Annotated in this window: 12 protein-coding genes; 3 read left to right on the forward strand and 9 right to left on the reverse strand. The window is 64.8% G+C overall.

Features of this window, described 5'->3' with window-relative positions:
* Nucleotides 1-233: 233 nt before the first annotated feature.
* Entirely contained in the window at nucleotides 234-2,111 is a 1,878-nt protein-coding gene (locus ACVOKO_RS15325; protein WP_346499753.1) for an ABC-F family ATP-binding cassette domain-containing protein, read from the reverse strand.
* Between the two features lie 312 nt (nucleotides 2,112-2,423).
* On the opposite strand from ACVOKO_RS15325, the gene ACVOKO_RS15330 reads away from it, so the two are divergent.
* Together ACVOKO_RS15330 and ybaL are read left to right on the forward strand one after the other, a co-directional pair.
* Entirely contained in the window at nucleotides 2,424-4,802 is a 2,379-nt protein-coding gene (locus ACVOKO_RS15330; protein ID WP_346499754.1) for a TonB-dependent receptor plug domain-containing protein, read from the forward strand.
* A 563-nt stretch (nucleotides 4,803-5,365) separates the two neighbouring features.
* On the forward strand, nucleotides 5,366-7,078 hold the full coding sequence (ybaL, locus tag ACVOKO_RS15335; protein WP_346499755.1) for a YbaL family putative K(+) efflux transporter: 1,713 nt from the start codon (nucleotides 5,366-5,368) through the stop codon (nucleotides 7,076-7,078).
* Here the strand turns inward: ybaL and ACVOKO_RS15340 are convergent.
* Together ACVOKO_RS15340 and ACVOKO_RS15345 are read right to left on the reverse strand one after the other, a co-directional pair.
* Nucleotides 7,054-7,932 carry an AraC family transcriptional regulator gene (locus ACVOKO_RS15340; protein WP_346499756.1) on the reverse strand — a complete coding sequence of 293 codons (879 nt, stop codon included), beginning with the start codon at nucleotides 7,930-7,932 and terminating at the stop codon, nucleotides 7,054-7,056. The two genes, ybaL and ACVOKO_RS15340, sit on opposite strands and share 25 nt — an antisense overlap.
* 43 nt (nucleotides 7,933-7,975) lie before the next feature.
* Nucleotides 7,976-8,902 (reverse strand): LysR family transcriptional regulator, encoded by a 927-nt coding sequence (locus ACVOKO_RS15345; protein ID WP_346499757.1) that lies wholly within the window; start codon nucleotides 8,900-8,902, stop codon nucleotides 7,976-7,978.
* 120 nt (nucleotides 8,903-9,022) lie between these two features.
* Here ACVOKO_RS15345 and ACVOKO_RS15350 point away from each other — a divergent pair, with 120 nt between their 5' ends.
* Complete coding sequence (locus ACVOKO_RS15350; RefSeq protein ID WP_346499758.1) at nucleotides 9,023-9,673, forward strand: NAD(P)-dependent oxidoreductase; 651 nt, start codon at nucleotides 9,023-9,025, stop codon at nucleotides 9,671-9,673.
* Nucleotides 9,674-9,858: 185 nt separating this feature from the next.
* Here the strand turns inward: ACVOKO_RS15350 and ACVOKO_RS15355 are convergent, their stop codons facing one another.
* From ACVOKO_RS15355 to ACVOKO_RS15380, 6 genes are all read right to left on the reverse strand, one after another.
* Nucleotides 9,859-11,145 carry an O-acetylhomoserine aminocarboxypropyltransferase/cysteine synthase family protein gene (locus tag ACVOKO_RS15355; protein WP_346499759.1) on the reverse strand — a complete coding sequence of 429 codons (1,287 nt, stop codon included), beginning with the start codon at nucleotides 11,143-11,145 and terminating at the stop codon, nucleotides 9,859-9,861.
* 355 nt (nucleotides 11,146-11,500) lie between these two features.
* On the reverse strand, nucleotides 11,501-14,089 hold the full coding sequence (gene clpB, locus ACVOKO_RS15360) for an ATP-dependent chaperone ClpB (protein WP_346499760.1): 2,589 nt from the start codon (nucleotides 14,087-14,089) through the stop codon (nucleotides 11,501-11,503).
* Between the two features lie 177 nt (nucleotides 14,090-14,266).
* Nucleotides 14,267-15,079 carry a DUF3014 domain-containing protein gene (locus ACVOKO_RS15365; RefSeq protein WP_346499761.1) on the reverse strand — a complete coding sequence of 271 codons (813 nt, stop codon included), beginning with the start codon at nucleotides 15,077-15,079 and terminating at the stop codon, nucleotides 14,267-14,269.
* A 108-nt stretch (nucleotides 15,080-15,187) separates the two neighbouring features.
* Nucleotides 15,188-16,765, reverse strand: a complete 1,578-nt coding sequence (locus tag ACVOKO_RS15370) for a hypothetical protein (RefSeq protein ID WP_346499762.1) — start codon at nucleotides 16,763-16,765, stop codon at nucleotides 15,188-15,190.
* Nucleotides 16,766-16,829: 64 nt separating this feature from the next.
* The gene (locus ACVOKO_RS15375; protein WP_346499763.1) at nucleotides 16,830-17,714 is read right to left on the reverse strand and encodes an XAC2610-related protein; all 885 of its coding nucleotides are present in this window, start codon (nucleotides 17,712-17,714) and stop codon (nucleotides 16,830-16,832) included.
* 64 nt (nucleotides 17,715-17,778) lie between these two features.
* Entirely contained in the window at nucleotides 17,779-18,252 is a 474-nt protein-coding gene (locus ACVOKO_RS15380) for a DUF3574 domain-containing protein (protein ID WP_346499764.1), read from the reverse strand.
* Nucleotides 18,253-18,283 lie beyond the last annotated feature (31 nt).

Below are 18,283 nucleotides of genomic sequence, written 5' to 3' on the forward strand. Positions count from 1 at the left end.
GTAAACCCTCAGCCGAGCATGGCTCGGCTCTACCGTGGGGATTCCGGCATTGCCAGCTTCGCGGCTTACGCCGCTCCTACAAACAGAGCGGAGCGGCCTTGTAGTGTCGAGCCATGCTCGGCAGGGGCGTCACCGGTAAACCCTCAGCCGAGCATGGCTCGGCTCTACCGTGGGGATTCCGGCATTGCCAGCTTCGCGGCTTACGCCGCTCCTACAAACAAGACCGAGCGGGCTCAGTCTTCCAACATTTCCATCCACGTCGCCTCGGCCTGCTCCAGCTGCTGCGCCAGCACTTCGCGCTCACTGCCGAGCTTGGCCATCTTGGCCGCGTCCGCGTAATTGCCCGAATCGGCCAACTGCGCATCCACCTCCGCCAGCGACGCACCCAGCTGTTCAACCTTCTTCTCGGCCGCCTCCAGCTTGTGCGGGTTGACCGGCTTCTTGTTCGACGCCGGCTTGGCCGGAGCCACCTGCGCAACCGGTGCAGCAGCTGCCGGCTTTTCCTGGCGGTCGCTTTTGGTGCGTGCACCCTGCGCGCTGGCGCGGGTACGCAGCCATTGCGCGTATTCGTCCAGGTCGCCGGCAAACGGCTCGACCACGCCATCGGCCACGCGCCAGAACGTATCGCAGACCAGACCGATCAGATGTCGGTCATGCGAGACCATCACGATCGCGCCCTCGAACAGCGACAGCGCTTCGGCCAGGGCCTCACGCATCTCAAGATCAAGGTGGTTGGTCGGTTCGTCGAGCAGCAGCACGTTCGGCTGCTGCCAGGCGATCAGCGCCAGCGCCAGACGCGCACGCTCGCCACCGGAGAAACCATCCACGGTCTCGAACGCGCGGTCACCGGGGAAATTCCACTTGCCAAGGAAATCGCGGAACGACTGGTTCACGCCGTCCGGTGCGATCTCACGGAAGTGATCCATCGGCGTCATGCCGGCATGCAGCGACTCCACCGTGTGCTGGGCGAAGTAACCAATCTGCAGGTCCGGGTGGGCCATGCGGTCACCGGCCAGCAGCGGCAGGTCGCCGACCAGCGATTTCACCAGCGTGGTCTTACCGGCGCCGTTCGGGCCGAGCAGACCAACACGCTGGCCGGCTTCCAGGCCGAAGCCGACGTTGTCCAAAATCACCGCATCCGGTCCGTAACCGGCGGTCACGTCGTTGAGGCGGATCAGCGAGAACGGCAGCTTGGCCGGCGGCGAGAACTCGATGCGGAACTCGCGCTCGGCGCGCACCGCTTCGGTGCCGGCCATCTTGGCCAGGCGCTTCATCCGGCTCTGCGCCTGGGTGGCCTTGCTGGCCTGCGCCTTGAAGCGGTCGATGAAGCTCTGCAGATGCGCGCGCTCGGCCTGTTCCTTTTCATGCGTGATCTGCTGCTGGCGCAGGTGCTCGGCACGCTGGCGCTCGAAGTCGGTGTAACCACCGACATACAGCTTGGCGGTACCGCTATGCAGATGCAGGGTGTGGGTGGCGACGTTGTCGAGGAACTCGCGGTCATGCGAGATCAGCAGCAGCGTGCCCGGGTATTTCAGCAGCCACTGTTCCAGCCAGTACACCGCGTCCAGATCCAAGTGGTTGGTCGGTTCGTCGAGCAGCAGCAGGTCGCTGGGCATCATCAGCGCGCGGGCAAGGTTCAAGCGCGCACGCCAGCCACCGGAGAACGCCGCAACCGGGCGCTCATGGGTGTCAGCGGGGAAGCCCAGGCCGTGCAGCAGCTTGCCGGCACGCGCTTCGGCGTCATAGGCATTGAGCTCGGCCATCTTCTGGTGGGCGTTGGCAACGGCCTCCCAGTCCTCGCGCGCGGCGGCGGCAGCTTCTTCCTGCAGCACGGCGGCGACCACGTCGTCACCACCGAGCACATAGTCGATGGCGCGGTCGGCCAGCGCAGGGGTTTCCTGGGCTACATCGGCGATGCGGATCTTGCCGGGCAGCGACACGTCGCCCTTGTCGGCTTCCAGTTCACCGCGCACCGCAGCAAACAGGCTGGATTTACCTGCGCCATTACGGCCCACCACGCCCACGCGATAGCCGGCATGCAGGGTGAGGTCTACGTTGGACAACAGCAGGCGCTCGCCCCGGCGGAGGGCGAAATTACGAAGGGAAATCATGAATAGGTCCGTTATAACGAAAAGGAATGTGCATGTGAGCAGCATTCCTGCGACGCAATTCTAACGGTAACCAATACTTGACTCACCTCCTGATATCGCACGCGCCTGAACGGCGTTGTCTGACAGGAAGCAAGTACCTGTATTGCCAAATCGCCTTGTTGAATTGAAAAAAGCTTTCGAAAGCAACAATTTAGCCTAACCATCCGGTTTGACACGAGGTAAAAATTCCATTAATTCGTAATGGCGTACCGCAACAGCGGCGACCCCCAAAGCGCCAGCGATGCCGCCACTCAATACCGGAGCTGCAACCTGATGAACCGCAAGTCCAGCACCCTCGCCGTCGCAATTGCCCTCGTCCTTGGCGCCCCGGCGCTCCCCGCCCTGGCCCAGTCCAGCGCCAATACCCTGGATACAGTGATCGTTACCGGCACCCGCGTGGCCGACCGCACCGTGGCCGAATCGCAGTCGCCGATCGACATCATCACCCCCGAAATCCTGCAATCCACCGGCACCTCCGAGCTGGCCACCGCGCTGTCGCGCGCCCTGCCCTCGCTGAATTTCCCGCGCCCGGCCTTGACCGATGGCACCAGCGGCATCCGCCCGGCACAGCTGCGCGGTCTGTCCCCGGACCAGGTGCTGGTGCTGGTCAATGGCAAGCGCCGCCATACCTCGGCCATGATCAACGTCAACGGCAGCATCGGCCGTGGCGCTTCGGCCGTGGACATCAACGCCATTCCGATCGCCGCCATCGAGCGCGTGGAAGTGCTGCGTGACGGCGCCTCGGCCCAGTACGGCTCCGACGCCATCGCCGGCGTGATCAACATCGTGCTCAAGGGCAGCGGCAAGGGCGGCAGCCTGGCCGTGGATTACGGCCAGTACTCGGCCGGCGACGGCAACAAGTACCAGCTCTCCGGCGACACCGGCGTCAGCTTCGCCGACGGCCGCGGCAGCCTGCACCTGGCCGGCCAGGTCAGCCAGCAGGACGAAAGCAACCGCGCCGGCCCCTACCAGGGCACCGCACCGAATACCGGCAACTTCCCGGATATCGGCGAGAAGACCTTTGTGGTCGGCGACCCGCGCGTGGATGCTACCGCTGCCTCGGCCAATGCCAGCTTCAATTTCAGCGACAACATCAGCGGCTACGCCAACGCCCTGCTGAGCAACCGCGACATCACCTCGTTCGCGTTCTACCGCTCGCCCAACCACAGCGGCCAGAGCGCCCTGCTGGCCCAGCTCTACCCGAACGGCTACGTGCCGCAGATCAACCAGTACTCCAAGGACCGCTCCGTGGTTGCCGGCGTAAAGGGCAACACCGAAAGCGGCTGGACCTGGGACGTCAGCGTCAACCATGGTGAAAACACCCTGGATTTCCACACCCGCAACAGCCTCAACTACAGCCTGGGCGCAACCAGCCCGACCTCGTTCTACGACGGCACGCTGAAGTACCAGCAGGACATCTTCAACGCCGACTTCACCAAGGCGCTGGACTGGGGCCTGGCCTACCCGGTCACGCTGTCCTTCGGCGGTGAATACCGCCGCGAGAAGTGGGAGCAGACTGCCGGTGAACTGAATTCCTACACCGGCAGCGGTGCGCAGGGCTTCGGCGGCTTCACCCCGATCAATGAAGTGCACAAGGACCGTGACAACTATGCGGTGTATGCAGGCCTTGAAGCCGACCTTACCGACAAGTTCTCCGCCGGCCTGACCGGCCGCTACGAAGACTATTCGGACTTCGGCGACAAGTTCTCCGGCAAGCTGTCGGCACGCTATGCCTTCACCGACAAGGTCGCGCTGCGTGCCACCGCTTCCAGCGGTTTCCGTGCACCGTCGCTGGCGCAGCAGAGCTACCAGGCGGTTACCAGCTCCATCACTGATGGCGTGTTCTATGAAAAGGGCACCTTCCCGACCACCAGCGCCGCTGCCCAGGCCCTGGGTGCGGCACCGCTGAAGGCCGAGTCGTCCACCTCCTACAGTGTTGGCCTGGTGCTGCAGCCGGTGGACCGCCTGTACGTCACCGTCGATGCCTACCAGATCGACATCGACGACCGCATCGTGCTGTCCTCCAACATCAACACCACCCCGGCCGCTGCCGCGCTGCTGTCCGGCCTGGGCCTGCAGCAGGTCACCCAGTTCGCCTACTTCACCAACGGTCTGGACACCCGCACCCGTGGCGTGGACTTCGTTTCCAGCTACACCATCCCGTTCAGCGCCAGCAGCCTGGAACTGACCGCGGCCTACAGCTACAACGAAACCGAAGTGAAGAAGTTCAGCGCCTCGCCGGCGGTGTTCTCGGCACTGGGCATCACCCAGTCGCTGATCGGCCGCGATGAAATCGGCCGCATCGAGGACAGCTTCCCCAGCGACAAGGGCATCCTCAGCGGCACCTGGCGTTCGGACCGTTGGGAGCTGGGCCTGTCGGCCACCCGTTATGGCAGCTTCACCGTGCGCAACTCGGCCAGTGCCAGCCGCGACCAGACCTACGATGCCAAGTGGATCGTCGACGCTTCGGCCAGCTTCAAGCCCAGCGAAAACTGGAAGCTCACCGTCGGCGCCGACAACGTGCTGGACGAATACCCGGACCGTGTCGAGAACGCGCTGAACTCCACCTACGGGATGATGCCGTACAGCAACTACTCGCCGTTCGGCTTCAACGGCGCCTACGTCTACGGCCGCATCAGCTACACCTGGTAAGCCCGGTTTGATGTCGTGAAAGGAAGATGCCCCGGGAAACCGGGGCATTTTCTTCTTTCATCTCTGGGGTCTAAAACGACAACCGCCCCCGGCCCCGCGCAAAGAACCCCGGGTGCGCTGCGCTTACCCACGCTACGGTGCTGTCCGGCGAAACCACCAACATGTAGTGCCGAGCCATGCTCGGCAGAGGCTTTCCCGATAGCCCCCAACCCAGCATGGCTCAACGCTACCAAAGGCCTCGAGCGAAGGCCCCCGGGTGCGCTGCGCTTACCCGGGCTACGGCACGGGACATATTTTGATCTGTGGCGGCAGACGCTGGACTACGACAAGGTCAAGCAACGCTGGGGGACGGAACCGAGAACCAGTTCAGCGGCGGGCGAAGCGGCCTGAGCCTGCTTCCGGACGCTGGCCGATCCGCTCCCACACCCGCTGCGGCGCCACCGGGCAGGCGTGCAGATACGCACTGTTCCGGAGAAATATCATATTTTTCCGGCATTTCCGCGCTGGTACACCGGTAGCACCTTTAGAATCGAGGCCTCCCCCACCCGACCCAGCGAGCCCTGATGCACCATGACACCGCCCTGATCAACATGATTGCCATTGGTTTGGGCCTGGCCTTCGTGCTTGGTGCCCTGGCCAACAAGCTGCGGCTGTCACCGCTGGTTGGCTATCTTGTGGCTGGTGTCATCGTGGGGCCGTTCACGCCGGGCTTTGTCGCCGACCAGGCGCTGGCCAACCAGCTGGCCGAGATCGGGGTGATGCTGCTGATGTTCGGCGTCGGCCTGCACTTCTCGTTGAAGGACCTGATGGCGGTCAAGGCCATCGCCATTCCCGGTGCCATCGGCCAGATCCTGGTAGCCACCCTGCTCGGCTGGGGCGTGGCCACGCTGATGGGCTGGCCGGTATTGCATGGCGTGATCTTCGGCTTCTCGCTGGCCACCGCGTCCACCGTGGTGCTGCTGCGGGCGATGGAAGAGCGCCGCCTGCTGGAAACCACGCGCGGCAAGATCGCGGTGGGCTGGTTGATCGTCGAGGACCTGGCCTGTGTGCTGGCGCTGGTGATGATGCCGGTGATCGCCGAGGTGTTCGGCCCGGATGCAACCGGCAAGGAACTGTCGATCAGCGGGCTGCTGGCCTCGATCGGTTGGACTTTCGTGCAGCTCGGCCTGTTCGTGGCGGTGATGCTGGTGGTCGGCCGGCGGGTGATTCCGTGGGTGCTTGAACGCGTTGCCAGCACCGGTTCGCGCGAACTGTTCACCCTGTGCGTGCTGGCGATTGCGCTGGGCGTGGCGTTTGGTGCGGCCGAGTTGTTCGGCGTGTCGTTCGCGCTGGGCGCATTCTTCGCCGGCATGATGCTCAACGAATCCGAGCTCAGCCACAAGGCGGCACACGATTCGCTGCCGCTGCGCGATGCGTTCGCGGTGCTGTTCTTCGTTTCGGTGGGCATGTTGTTCAACCCCATGATCATCGTCGAGCACCCCTGGCAGGTGCTGGCGACGGTGATGATCATCATGTTCGGCAAGTCGGCTGCGGCCTTCTTCATCGTGCGCGCGTTCGGCCATTCCAAGAGCACCGCACTGACCATTTCCGCCTCGCTAGCGCAGATCGGCGAGTTCGCCTTCATCATTGCCGGGCTGGGCGTGGCGCTGAAGATCCTGCCGCCGACCGGGCAGTCGCTGGTACTGGCCGGCGCGCTGGTGTCGATCATGCTCAACCCTGTAGTGTTCGGCCTGCTTGACCGTTGGCAGGCACGCCACAAGGAAATCGCGCCGGTGCCGGAAGTGCCGGATATCCCGCCGGGCCCGTCGCTGGACCTGCAGGACCACGCCATCGTGGTCGGCTATGGCCGCGTCGGCAGCGAACTGGCGCAGGTATTGCGCGACCGCGGCGTGCCGGTGATGGTGATCGACGACAACCGCGAACACGTGGAGCGCGCGCACGCGGCTGGCATTCCCGGCATACGCGGCAGCGCCGCCTCGGACAAGGTGCTGGCCGAAGCCCACCCCGAGCGCGCCACCATCGCCGTGCTGGCCATCCCGCAACCGCTGGAATCCGGCGAAGTGCTGGCCAAACTGCGCGCCATCAACCCCAACCTGACCCTGCTCGCGCGCGCCCACAGCGATGCCGAAGTGAAGCATCTGCTGGCCCACGGTGCCGATGGCACCGTGATGGCCGAGCGCGAGCTGGCGTATTCGCTGGCGGAGATGATCATGTCCACCCCGCCCTACCGCAGCCTGCGCCCGGGCATGCCTCAGCCGGCGGCCAGCGGCACGTAGATATCGGCACGCAGGATGGCCTCGGGCACGTCCTCGGGGTCGTCCAGGAAGTGATAGTGCAGCGGCGCATCGCGCAAGGCGTGGCCGCTGCCGGGCAACCAGTCGCGCAAGAGCTGATCGGTAGCATCCTCCAGCAACGCGTAGCTGCCGACATGACGCAGCCGCGCCATGCGCCCGCCGCCCAGCACCTGCCGCTGCAGTGATGCCGGCAGTGCCGGCAGATCCGCGCTGAAGGCCAGCGCGCAATCGAACTGCAGTTCTTCGGTGGGCAGCTCGCGGTGATCGCCCTGCGGCATGCCGATCAACTGCTGCAGTTGTTCGATCAGCCCCTGCTCGGCCGCCCAGCCAAACAGCTCGCCGAACACCGCGTCCAGATCATCGAAGGCCCCCTGCGCCCGCAGCGCCACCACTTCGAACGGTTCCAGGGTGATGACTTCCACGCTCAACGGCGCTGTTTGCTCGGCCAAGGGCAGCGGCCGTGACAGCTGCTCGATACTGTTCGCCATGCGCTGCGGATCCATCCGCAATTCGCTGGCGCTGGCATCGACGGTATCGCGCAGCACCCGCGCCAGTGCCTGCGGCGTGTCGTAACCGGCCAGCAAGGCGATCTCGGTGACACTGGCATCACTGTGCGCCAGGCGCTGCAAGGCCTTGACCACACGCAACCGCTGCACGGTACGGCCGATGGTCTCGCCGGTCAGCGCGCGATATACGCGATGGAAATGGAACGGCGAGTAATGCGCGATGGCGGCCAGCGCATCCAGGTCGGGCAAGGACCCGCCGGCATCGATGCTTTGCTGCAGGCAGCTGATGACCCGGTCCAGGCGTGGCAACTGCGCGACATTGGCTTTCATTGCGGCATCTCCATGGGAAGTGAGGTTATTACAGCGCTCGCGCTCAACGCTGGCGTTTCCGATCTTGCGCAGCCGCAGCCGCAGCACCGGGCAGGCGCGCCAGATAGTCCTGCAGCAACACAATGGCCTGGCGCACCTTGGCCGGCTGGGTCTGCCGGTGCGGGGTGACCGCCCACACCGGCAGCGCCGGCACTTCCCACTCCGGCAACAGCCGCTGCAGACTGCCCGCCTCCAGCAACGGGGCGGCATCCAGACTGGTCAGCACGGCCACGCCCAATCCCGCCTCGCACAGGCGCAGCACCGCCGGTTGATTCTGGCTGGCGATACGCGGATGCGCAGGCACCAGATGTTCCTGGCCGCTGTCATGGTGGCGCCAGACCAGGCCCGGCACCTGCGGCATGCCCAGCCATTCGGCGGCCGGCACCTGCAAGGGATCGCCGGGCACATCATGCTGCTGCAGCCATGCCGACGCAGCGCACGGCCAGCGTTGCAGGCTGCCCAGGCGCTGCGCCATCCAGTCACTGTCCGGCAGCTGGCCGAAGCGCAGCGCCAGATCGATGCGCGCCTGCAGCAGGTCGGTCCAGCCATCGTCAAAGAACAGATGCAGCCGCAGTTGCGGGTTGTCCTGCAGCCAGCCGCCCAGGGCCGGGCCGATATGCGCCGCCATGCCCAGGGGCGCAGACAGGCGCAGCTCCCCGCTGGGCGCGTGCCGGGCGGCCGACAGTTCAGCCTCTGCCTCGCCGGCGGCATCGAGCAAGCGCGCACAGGCCGCGTAATAGCGGCTGCCGACGTCGGTCAGCGCCAGCCGCCGGGTCGAACGATGCAGCAGCGCAACCCCGGCATCCTGTTCCAGCGCGCGCAGCTGTTGGCTCACCGCCGAGGTACTCATGCCCATCGCCCGCGCTGCCGCACTCATGGAGCCGTGCTGCACCACCTGGGCAAACAAGGCCATCCGTTTGACGCTGTCCATGGCTTACCTCCGTGCGGCCATTGTGAAGCACAGCTTCAAGGTGATTGTGATTTTTTGCGACTGCCGCCAGCCCCTCGATCGGCGGACACTGGGCTCATTCCCCACCCCAAGGACGTTCCCATGAAAGTTGCCCTGATTGGCGCCACCGGCTTTGTCGGCAAGGCCCTGCTCGAAGAACTGCTGGCCCGTGGCCACGACGTGACTGCGCTGGTGCGTGACCCGGCCAAGCTGGAAACCCGCCCGCAGCTGCAGGTGGTCAAGGCCGATGTACTCAATGCCGATGAGGTGCGCGCGGCTGTTGCCGGTGCCGACACGGTGATCAGCGCCTACAACGCCGGCTGGGCCAACCCGGATCTGTACAACGAATTCATGCGCGGCAGCCGCGCGATCGTGGCCGGCACCAAGGCGGCAGGTGTGAAGCGCTACATCGTGATTGGCGGCGCCGGCAGCCTGTATGCGCCGGACGGCACCCAGATCGTGGATTCACCCAGCTTCCCGGCAGCGATCTATCCCGGCGCCAGTGCTGCGCGTGATGCGCTGACCGAGCTGCGCAATGAGACTTCGCTGGCCTGGACCCAGCTGAGCCCGCCGGTGGCCTTCCATCCGGGCAGCCCCACCGAGCGCACCGGCAAGTACCGTGTTGGCAGCGATACCCCCCTGAGCACCGGCGACGGCCCGGGCACGATCAGTGCCGCCGATCTGGCGCTGGCGGTGGTGGATGAGCTGGAAGCCCCGCAGCATATCGGCAAGCGGTTTACGGTTGCTTGGTGAGTTCCATGCGCTAGGAGCTGCCCTCACCCCAACCCCTCTCCCGCACGCGGGAGAGGGGCTAGTGCACAACGAGTGCAAGCGATGCGAGCCCCTCTCCCTTTTACGGGAGAGGGGTTGGGGTGAGGGGAAGCTTCTAGCAAGCAGACCCCGCTCTTGATCTGCTTCTGCAACTCTTGATCCAACCCTCAAGCCCCAGCCAACGCCTGCGCCAGATCCGCCAGCAAGTCATCGATATGCTCGATACCCACCGACAGGCGCACGGTGTCCAGGCTCACTCCCGCCTTCTCCAACTCGGCCTCGTCCAACTGCCGATGCGTGGTGGAAGCAGGATGCGTAGCCAGTGACTTCGCATCACCCAGGTTCACCAAGCGCGTGAACAACTGCAGCGCATCCAGGAAGCGCGCACCAGCTTCGCGACCACCCGGCAGACCAAAGGTCAACACACCCGAACCGTGCCCACGCAGATACTTCTGCACCAACGCGTGTTCCGGATGGTCAGGCAATGCGGCGTAGTTCACCCAGGCGACTTTCGCGTGCTTCTGCAGGAACTGCGCCACCGCAAGCGTATTGCTGTTGATGCGATCCATGCGCAGCGCCAGCGTCTCGATGCCCTGCAGAATCTGGAACGCATTGAACGGTGAAATCGCCGCGCCCATGTTGCGCAGCGGTACCACCCGCGCACGACCAATGAAGGCCGCCGGGCCAAGTGCTTCGGTATAGACCACGCCGTGGTAACTGACGTCCGGCGTATTGAGGCGCGGGAAGCGCTCTTTGTGCTCGGCCCACGGGAAACGACCGGAATCGACAATGGCACCGCCCAGGCTGGTGCCATGGCCGCCGAGATACTTGGTCAGCGAATGCACAACGATATCGGCGCCAAAATCAAATGAGCGCTGCAGGTAAGGCGTGGCCACGGTGTTGTCGACGATCACCGGCACGCCATGCGCATGCGCGATCTTGGCGATCGCTTCAATATCGGTGATGTTGCCGCGCGGGTTGCCGATGGATTCGACGAAGACCGCCTTGGTGCGCTCGTCGATCAAAGCGGCAAATGCCTGCGGATCGCGGTAGTCGGCAAAGCGGGTCTGGATGCCGAACTGCGGCAGCGTATGCGCGAACAGATTGTAGGTGCCGCCATACAGCGCGCTTGAGGCAAGGATGTTGTCGCCGGCCTCGGCAATGGTCTGGATGGCGTAGGTGATCGCGGCCTGGCCGGAGGCCAGCGCCAGCGCGCCAATGCCGCCTTCCAGCGCAGCGATGCGCTTTTCCAGCACATCGGTGGTGGGATTCATGATGCGGGTATAGATGTTGCCCTGCACCTTGAGGTCGAACAGATCGGCACCGTGCTGGGTGTCGTCGAAGGCGTAGGCAACGGTCTGGTAGATCGGCACCGCAACCGCGCGGGTGGTGGGATCGGGCGAATAGCCGCCGTGCACGGCGATGGTTTCAGGCTTCCACTGCGGGTTGGTCATCGGAGCGCTCGGTAAGGAGTGAGCGCTGACGATAGCCGAGGATGGATGGCAGCCGGTGGACGGTTGCAGGGGTTACTTGTGAGGGGATGGCATCTTCTGATGCTTTTTCAGCTTGAAGCTTCCCCTCACCCCAACCCCGCTCCGCGCCCCGGCCCTTGCGCTGACGCAAGGTCGTTCAAGGAGCAGCGAACCTGTGGTTCGCAAACTGCTCCTTTCACCCCGCAAGCGGGAGAGGGGCTAGTGCACTAGTCGCCGACACGATCCGAGCCCCTCTCCCGCATGCGGGAGAGGGGTTGGGGTGAGGGCAGCTTTCCGCTGGTAGAGCCTCTGCCGAGCATGGCTCGGCACTACGCTCTCAGCCCTTGCCAAACTGCAGCTGCCCGCCACCACCGGCTTCCACCTTGATGGTGTCGCCGCTGACGAACTCGCCGGACAGGATCTTCTGCGCCAGCGGGTTTTCCAGCTGGGCCTGGATTGCACGCTTCAACGGACGCGCGCCATACACCGGATCGAAGCCGACATTGCTGAGCAGGTCGAACGCCGAATCCGATACATCCAGGCGCAGGCCACGCTCGCCAAGCCGCTTCTCCAGACCACGCATCTGGATGCGTGCGATCTGCTTGATCTGCTGCTTGTCCAGCGGGTGGAACACGACGATGTCGTCCAGGCGGTTGATGAACTCAGGACGGAAGTGCGCCTGCACCACGCCCATCACCGCCGCCTTCATCTGCGTATAGGCTTCCGGGCTGTCGTCGCCGCTCATGTCCTGGATCTGGTGCGAGCCCAGGTTCGAGGTCATCACGATGACGGTGTTGCGGAAGTCCACGGTGCGGCCTTGGCCGTCGGTCAGACGACCATCGTCCAGCACCTGCAGCAGGATGTTGAACACATCCGGATGCGCCTTCTCCACTTCGTCCAGCAGGATCACGCTGTACGGGCGGCGACGCACCGCCTCGGTCAAATAGCCACCTTCTTCGTAGCCCACGTAGCCCGGGGGCGCACCGATCAGGCGCGACACGCTGTGCTTCTCCATGAACTCACTCATGTCGATGCGCACCATCGCGTCGGGCGAGTCGAACAGGAAGTCGGCCAGCGCCTTGGTCAGCTCGGTCTTGCCCACGCCGGTCGGGCCGAGGAACAGGAACGAGCCACTCGGGCGATTCGGGTCCGACAGGCCAGCGCGCGAACGCCGCACCGCATCGGAGACCACGCGGATCGCTTCCTCCTGCCCAACCACGCGGTTGTGCAGCATGTCTTCCATGCGCAGCAGCTTGTCGCGCTCGCCTTCAAGCATCTTGCTGACCGGGATACCAGTCCAGCGCGAGACGACCTCGGCGATTTCCTCGTCGGTCACCTTGTCCTGCACCAGCCGGAAGTCCTTGCGGTCCACTTCCTGCGCGGCAGCCAGCTGCTTCTCAAGATTCGGCAACAGGCCGTACTGGATCTCGCTCATCTTGGCGAAATCCTGGCGACGCTGTGCGGCTTCCAGATCCAGCTTGGCCTTCTCGACCTGCTCCTTGATCTTGGTCGCGCCCTGCAGCGCAGCCTTTTCCGATTTCCATATTTCGTTGAGGTCGGAGAACTCACGCTCCAGCGTGTCGATGTCGGCTTCCAGATCGGCCAGGCGCTTGCGCGAGGCGTCGTCCTTCTCCTTCTTCAGCATTTCGCGCTGGATCTTGAGCTGGATCAGACGACGTTCCAGACGATCAAGCTCTTCCGGCTTGGAGTCGATCTCCATGCGGATGCGCGAGGCGGCCTCGTCCATCAGGTCGATGGCCTTGTCCGGCAACTGGCGATCAGTGATGTAGCGGTTCGATAGCGTCGCTGCGGCAACCACGGCCGGGTCGGTGATCTCCACGCCGTGGTGCACTGCGTAGCGTTCCTTCAGGCCACGCAGGATGGCGATGGTGTCCTCGACCGTCGGCTCACCAACAAACACCTTCTGGAAGCGGCGCTCCAGCGCGGCGTCCTTCTCGATGTACTGGCGGTATTCGTCCAGCGTGGTGGCGCCGATGCAATGCAGCTCGCCACGCGCAAGCGCAGGCTTGAGCATATTGCCCGCATCCATCGCGCCTTCGCCCTTGCCGGCGCCGACCATGGTGTGCAGTTCGTCGATGAACAGGATGATCTGGCCTTCGTTCTTGGACAGGTCATTGAGCACGGCCTTCAGCCGCTCTTCGAACTCGCCGCGGAACTTGGCACCAGCAATCAACGCGCCCATGTCCAGCGAGAGCACGCGCTTGCCGCGCAGGCCCTCGGGCACTTCGTCGTTGATGATGCGCTGGGCCAGGCCTTCGACAATCGCGGTCTTGCCCACGCCGGGTTCACCGATCAGCACCGGATTGTTCTTGGTACGGCGCTGCAGTACCTGGATGGTGCGGCGGATTTCCTCGTCGCGGCCAATCACCGGGTCGAGCTTGCCGCTTTCGGCACGCGCGGTCAGGTCGATGGTGTACTTTTCCAGCGCCTGGCGCTGCTCTTCGGCGTTTTCGCTTTGCACGCTTTCTCCGCCGCGCAGCTTGTCGATGGCGGCCTTCATTTTGGTTTTATCGGCACCGGCAGCGCGCAGGGCCATGCCGGCCGGGCCGGCATCGTCCACCGCCGCCAGCAGGAACCACTCGCTGGCGATGAACTGGTCGTTGTGCTGCTGGGCCAGCTTGTCGGTGTTGTTGAGCAGGCGATTGAGATCGTTGCCCAGCGACAGGCTACCGGCCTGGCCGGACACCTTGGGCAACGCATCCAGCGCTTCGGTCAACCGCTCGCGCAGCACCGGCACGTTGACGCCGGCCTGGGCCAGCAAGGGCCGGCTGCTGCCACCGGGCTGATCGAGCAGCGCGCTGAGCACATGCACCGGCTCGATGATGTTGTTATCACGGCCAACCGCCAGCGACTGGGCATCTGCCAAGGCTTTCTGGAAATTGGAGGTGAGCTTATCCATCCGCATGGGTCTTCTTCCTCAAAGTTGGGAGGCCAGCATCGCTGGCGATACTGATTCAGATGCGGTTGCAACGGTGTGATTCAAGGGTAAAAGGCTTACTTGTTCAGCTGCAATCGCAATCCAGGGCCAATATCGCCAGCCGCCGTGCCCGCGTCCTTGATCCAACGCAAGCGACCGCTGTTCTCAGCCGTGGGTGATGGCAGCCCGCAATGCCCGCAGCTGCTGCTTTACCGCCTGCTGCTGCGCCGCGTCCATGCGCAGCAGGGCCTTCTGCCCGACCGACAGCGATTGCAGGGCCGGGTCGACGAAGCGATAACGGCCCTTGCCATCCGGCTCCAACGCCAGCGGCCGGGCCGGCTCGGGGGTCTGCAGCAGGTGGTCGATCACCGCCACCAATCTGTCGTTGAAATGGCCGTCGGGATGGCCGATGTCGCGATACGCCTGCTGCAGCAACGGATAGAAACGGGTGTAGGCCGCCGCGACGGCGCCCGCATCGGCATGCGTAAACGCATCCACGAATGGGGCATAGCGCGCGGCATTGGCGGCGGCAAGCTGCTCGCCGCCGGCACTGCCCTGCTCCACCAGCAGCGTGCCCGGCAGTGGCCGCAGCGCCATCGCCGAACCCGGCAAGCTGGGCTGGGTGAGGTTGTCCACGTGCACCACCGCGCGCTGGATCAGATGCTCACGCAGCAGCAGCGCCAGGGTTTGTGCGGGGAACAATCCGCTCAAGGCCTGCCAGCTGGCCTCGTCGCTGTCGGCCAACGCCGGCAAGGCCGGATCGGCGGCCGCGGCCAGCGGATACTTCGCCGCGGCGGCCTGCTCGGCCACCGCTGGCGGCTGGATGGCCGGCGCCGGGACGGCGTCTGCCCGCGCTGCTGCTGCCGGCGTGGACTGACGCAGCTGCGCCACCTCATCTCCGAACAACCACCAACCCGCGCCGCCAACCGCGACGACACCAACTACCACCCAGGGCCACACTGCTTTGCGCTTCTGCATCACTTGCACCTTTATTGCATGTGATGGTGTGACCCCGGCAATCCCGGCAGGTTCCCCTGCCAGTTCAAGCTCGCTAAAGCCGGGCCCGCTACAGCAGGGCCCGGTGCATCAACGTTGTTTCTGCAGCGACATCAGGCCGATCACCACCGCCAGCACCGCATAGGCAGCCGTCACCTGCAGGGTGATGGCCTGGCGCAGGCCTTCCAGCTGCCATGGCAGGTAGATACCGCCACGCGGATCGGTGGAGTGGATCACGCCAAACACGCTCAGCACCGCAGCCACGAACAGCAGACCCACCGCCACACCGGGGCGGCGCTCGATCAAGGCCACCAAGGCCGCAGCCCACAACATCGCGGTGATGATGAAACCATTGCCCAGCAGTTGCAGCGTGGCCACATCCGACAGGCCATGGCCGTCGACAGCGGCGTACAGTGCCGCCGCTGCGTCCGGCGCCACCCAGGTGCCGAACTTGATGTTGATCAGGTAGGCAATGGCCGGCAGGAAGGCCAGTGCCACCGCAATGGCGTGCTCGCGTTTGGTCTGTTGGAAGGCCTGCACGGTGATGTCCAGGCCGACAAAGACGATGATAGGCGCCAGCACTGCCACCGGCAGCCACTGCACCAGCCCGGCAACCACGCCAAGCATGCCGCCGATGCCGATGAACAGGCCGGTCAGCAGCGTGTAACCGGTGCGTGCACCCAGCCGCTTGTAAGCCGGCTGGCCGATATACGGCGTGGTCTGTGCAACGCCGCCGCAGACGCCAGCCACCAGCGTGGCGATGGCCTCGACCAGCAAGATGTCGCGGGTGCGGTAGTCGTCACCAGCAGCGCGCGCGCTTTCCGCCACGTTGATGCCGCCGACGATCATCAGCAGGCCGAACGGCAGCAGCAACGACAGATACGGCACCGTCAGCGGCAGCCCCTGCACAAAGCCCAGCGATGGCAGCGGCAGCGCCACCGCGAAGGAAATCGTCGGTGGCCATTGGAAGCCGGTCAAGGCGCCTGCTGCGCCCAATCCGTAATACAGCGCCACGCCCACCAGCAGCGCGAACAGCACGCCCGGCAAGCGCAGCGGCACCACGCCGCGTGCGACCAGTACGTACAGCAGCACGCCCAGCGTGACCAGACCGACCAGGGGCTGGCGCATGCTTTCGATCAGCGGCAGGAAGCCCAGCAGAGTCAGCGCCGCGCCGCCGATGGAACCCAGCAGCGCCGCACGTGGCACGTGGCGGGTGACCGCATCGCCGACGAAGGACAGCACCAGCTTGAGCAGGCCCATCACCACCAGCGAGGCCATACCCAGCTTCCAGGTGGCCATCGCCGCTGCCTGCGGGTCCATGCCCAGCTGCTTGAAGCCGACGAAGGCCGGGCCCAATACCAGCAGCGCCATGCCGATGCTGGTCGGTGCATCCAGGCCCAGCGGCATCGCGGTGACATCATCGCGGCCGGTACGTGCGGCCAAGCGCCGCGCCATCACCGTATACATCAGGTTGCCGATCAGCACGCCAAAAGCGGTACCGGGGAACATGCGCCCAAACACCACCTCGGCCGGGAACTGGAAGATGCCGATCAAGGCCATCGCGATGAAGCCCAGGATCGACAGGTTGTCGACCACCAGACCGAAGAAGCCATTGAGATCGCCGGCAACGAACCAGCGCGGTTGTGAGGGTGAAGCGGAAGAATTCATGGGGGATATCGTCAGGAAAGCGGAGCGATGGTAACGCTGGTACAGAACTTTCAGTTGGAACAGATCATTCGCTTGTTGGCAGCTTCACCCAGCCCAGCACCGGGCCACGGCGGGGATTGCGGTAGCGCAGCTGCAGCCAGCCGTCGGCTTCGTCCAGCAGCTCGACGCGGTCGCCCTTGAGCAGGTAACGCTTGGTCGAGGTGTCGCCGGCCTTGCTGTACAGCGGTAGCTTGTCCGGCACTACCGATGCGCTGCGCCCTTGCAGCGGTGCGTTGCTCGTGGGTGGATCGAATGCATTCCAGATAGCGGTTTCGAGCCGCTTGCCTGCCGCATCCCATGCACTCCACACCGTCAGTATCTCAGCATCATCCACCGCTCCCAGCGCCAACACCTGCGCCAGAGCTTCCGTGTCGATGAAGGCATTGCGCATGGAGCGATACAGGTAGAGCTGACTGCCCTGGTAGCGGTAGATGTCGGTGTACCACATCGGCCCGCTTCGGCAACTGCTGCTGAGCGTGCGTGTGGCAGGGTCGGGGGTTAGCGACCATAAACCATCGCAACTGATCTCCGAACCGCCAGGTGCTGCCAGTGCGCGAAACTGGCCACTGGCAGGTTCGTACAGATACACCGTGACCAATTCGTTGACCTGACCCAGCGTCGCGCTGGTATCCAGATCCTGGTAGCCGTCAAAGTTGTAGTCGGCATGACCCAGGCGCGTGCCGGCGCCTTCTTCATCGGTGGACGCAGGCAGCACCTGGCGGGATTTCGCGCGACTGCTGCTTACCTCTATGTTGCCATCGCCCAGCAACCGCGCATCCGCGGTCACGCCAGGGGCGACCTCGAAGCTTATCTGGCTGTCATCGGCCGCCCATAGCGGCGCTGCCGACAGCGCCAAACCGAGCATCAGCAAGCCATGAGCGGCACTTCGCAGGCGGGACCTTGGTTTCATCTGCATCATCGGGGCAGTCATCTGCATTCGGAGGCTGCCCGCAGGCTAGCCGATCCCGCGCTGCTCAGAACGATACCTCCACCGGCTGCCGCGACCACAGCACCGACTGGTGTTTGGTGGCCTGCTTCCAGGCCAGGCGGATGGCTTCGATGTCGTTGCGGCGCTGCGGGCTGTCCTCATGCAGGATCACCAGCACCTTGGTGCGCAGCCGGTTCGGCTCGGGCGCGCCACGGAACAGCCACTGGCCATAGGCGTCGAACACGGTCAGGCCATCGGGAAAGCGCGGGGTCACTTCCTTGTCGAGGAAGGCGCGCCACTGCGTCTCGCTGATCACCTCGGTCTGCTCACGTGCCGACGGACCGCTCTCCTCGCCCACCCCGAAATACAGCTCGCTGCGCACCCAGCCACCGGCTTCAGACGGGCGCGCGGCGTCGCCGTGCAGCTGCGCACTGGGCGCCGGCTCGGCGGCAGGCGGGGCGGCGTGGGCGCTGCCGGCAACAGCCAACAGCAGGGGCAACAGGACAGCGTGCAACTTCATGGAAAACCTCCGGGCAGAGACGACACGGTGG

The organism is Stenotrophomonas sp. STEN240 (genome assembly GCF_056756175.1).

Bases quoted from the DNA above. Each gene is read 5' to 3' on its own strand.
- ACVOKO_RS15330 (WP_346499754.1), top strand. From the start codon at position 2,424: ATGAACCGCAAGTCCAGCACCCTCGCCGTCGCAATTGCCCTCGTCCTT.
- ACVOKO_RS15345 (WP_346499757.1), bottom strand. From the start codon at position 8,902: ATGGACAGCGTCAAACGGATGGCCTTGTTTGCCCAGGTGGTGCAGCAC.
- ACVOKO_RS15355 (WP_346499759.1), bottom strand. From the start codon at position 11,145: ATGACCAACCCGCAGTGGAAGCCTGAAACCATCGCCGTGCACGGCGGC.
- ACVOKO_RS15375 (WP_346499763.1), bottom strand. From the start codon at position 17,714: ATGAAACCAAGGTCCCGCCTGCGAAGTGCCGCTCATGGCTTGCTGATG.
- ACVOKO_RS15380 (WP_346499764.1), bottom strand. From the start codon at position 18,252: ATGAAGTTGCACGCTGTCCTGTTGCCCCTGCTGTTGGCTGTTGCCGGC.
- ACVOKO_RS15370 (WP_346499762.1), bottom strand. From the start codon at position 16,765: ATGAATTCTTCCGCTTCACCCTCACAACCGCGCTGGTTCGTTGCCGGC.
- ACVOKO_RS15340 (WP_346499756.1), bottom strand. From the start codon at position 7,932: ATGAAAGCCAATGTCGCGCAGTTGCCACGCCTGGACCGGGTCATCAGC.
- ACVOKO_RS15365 (WP_346499761.1), bottom strand. From the start codon at position 15,079: ATGCAGAAGCGCAAAGCAGTGTGGCCCTGGGTGGTAGTTGGTGTCGTC.
- ACVOKO_RS15350 (WP_346499758.1), top strand. From the start codon at position 9,023: ATGAAAGTTGCCCTGATTGGCGCCACCGGCTTTGTCGGCAAGGCCCTG.
- ACVOKO_RS15325 (WP_346499753.1), bottom strand. From the start codon at position 2,111: ATGATTTCCCTTCGTAATTTCGCCCTCCGCCGGGGCGAGCGCCTGCTG.
- clpB (WP_346499760.1), bottom strand. From the start codon at position 14,089: ATGCGGATGGATAAGCTCACCTCCAATTTCCAGAAAGCCTTGGCAGAT.
- ybaL (WP_346499755.1), top strand. From the start codon at position 5,366: ATGCACCATGACACCGCCCTGATCAACATGATTGCCATTGGTTTGGGC.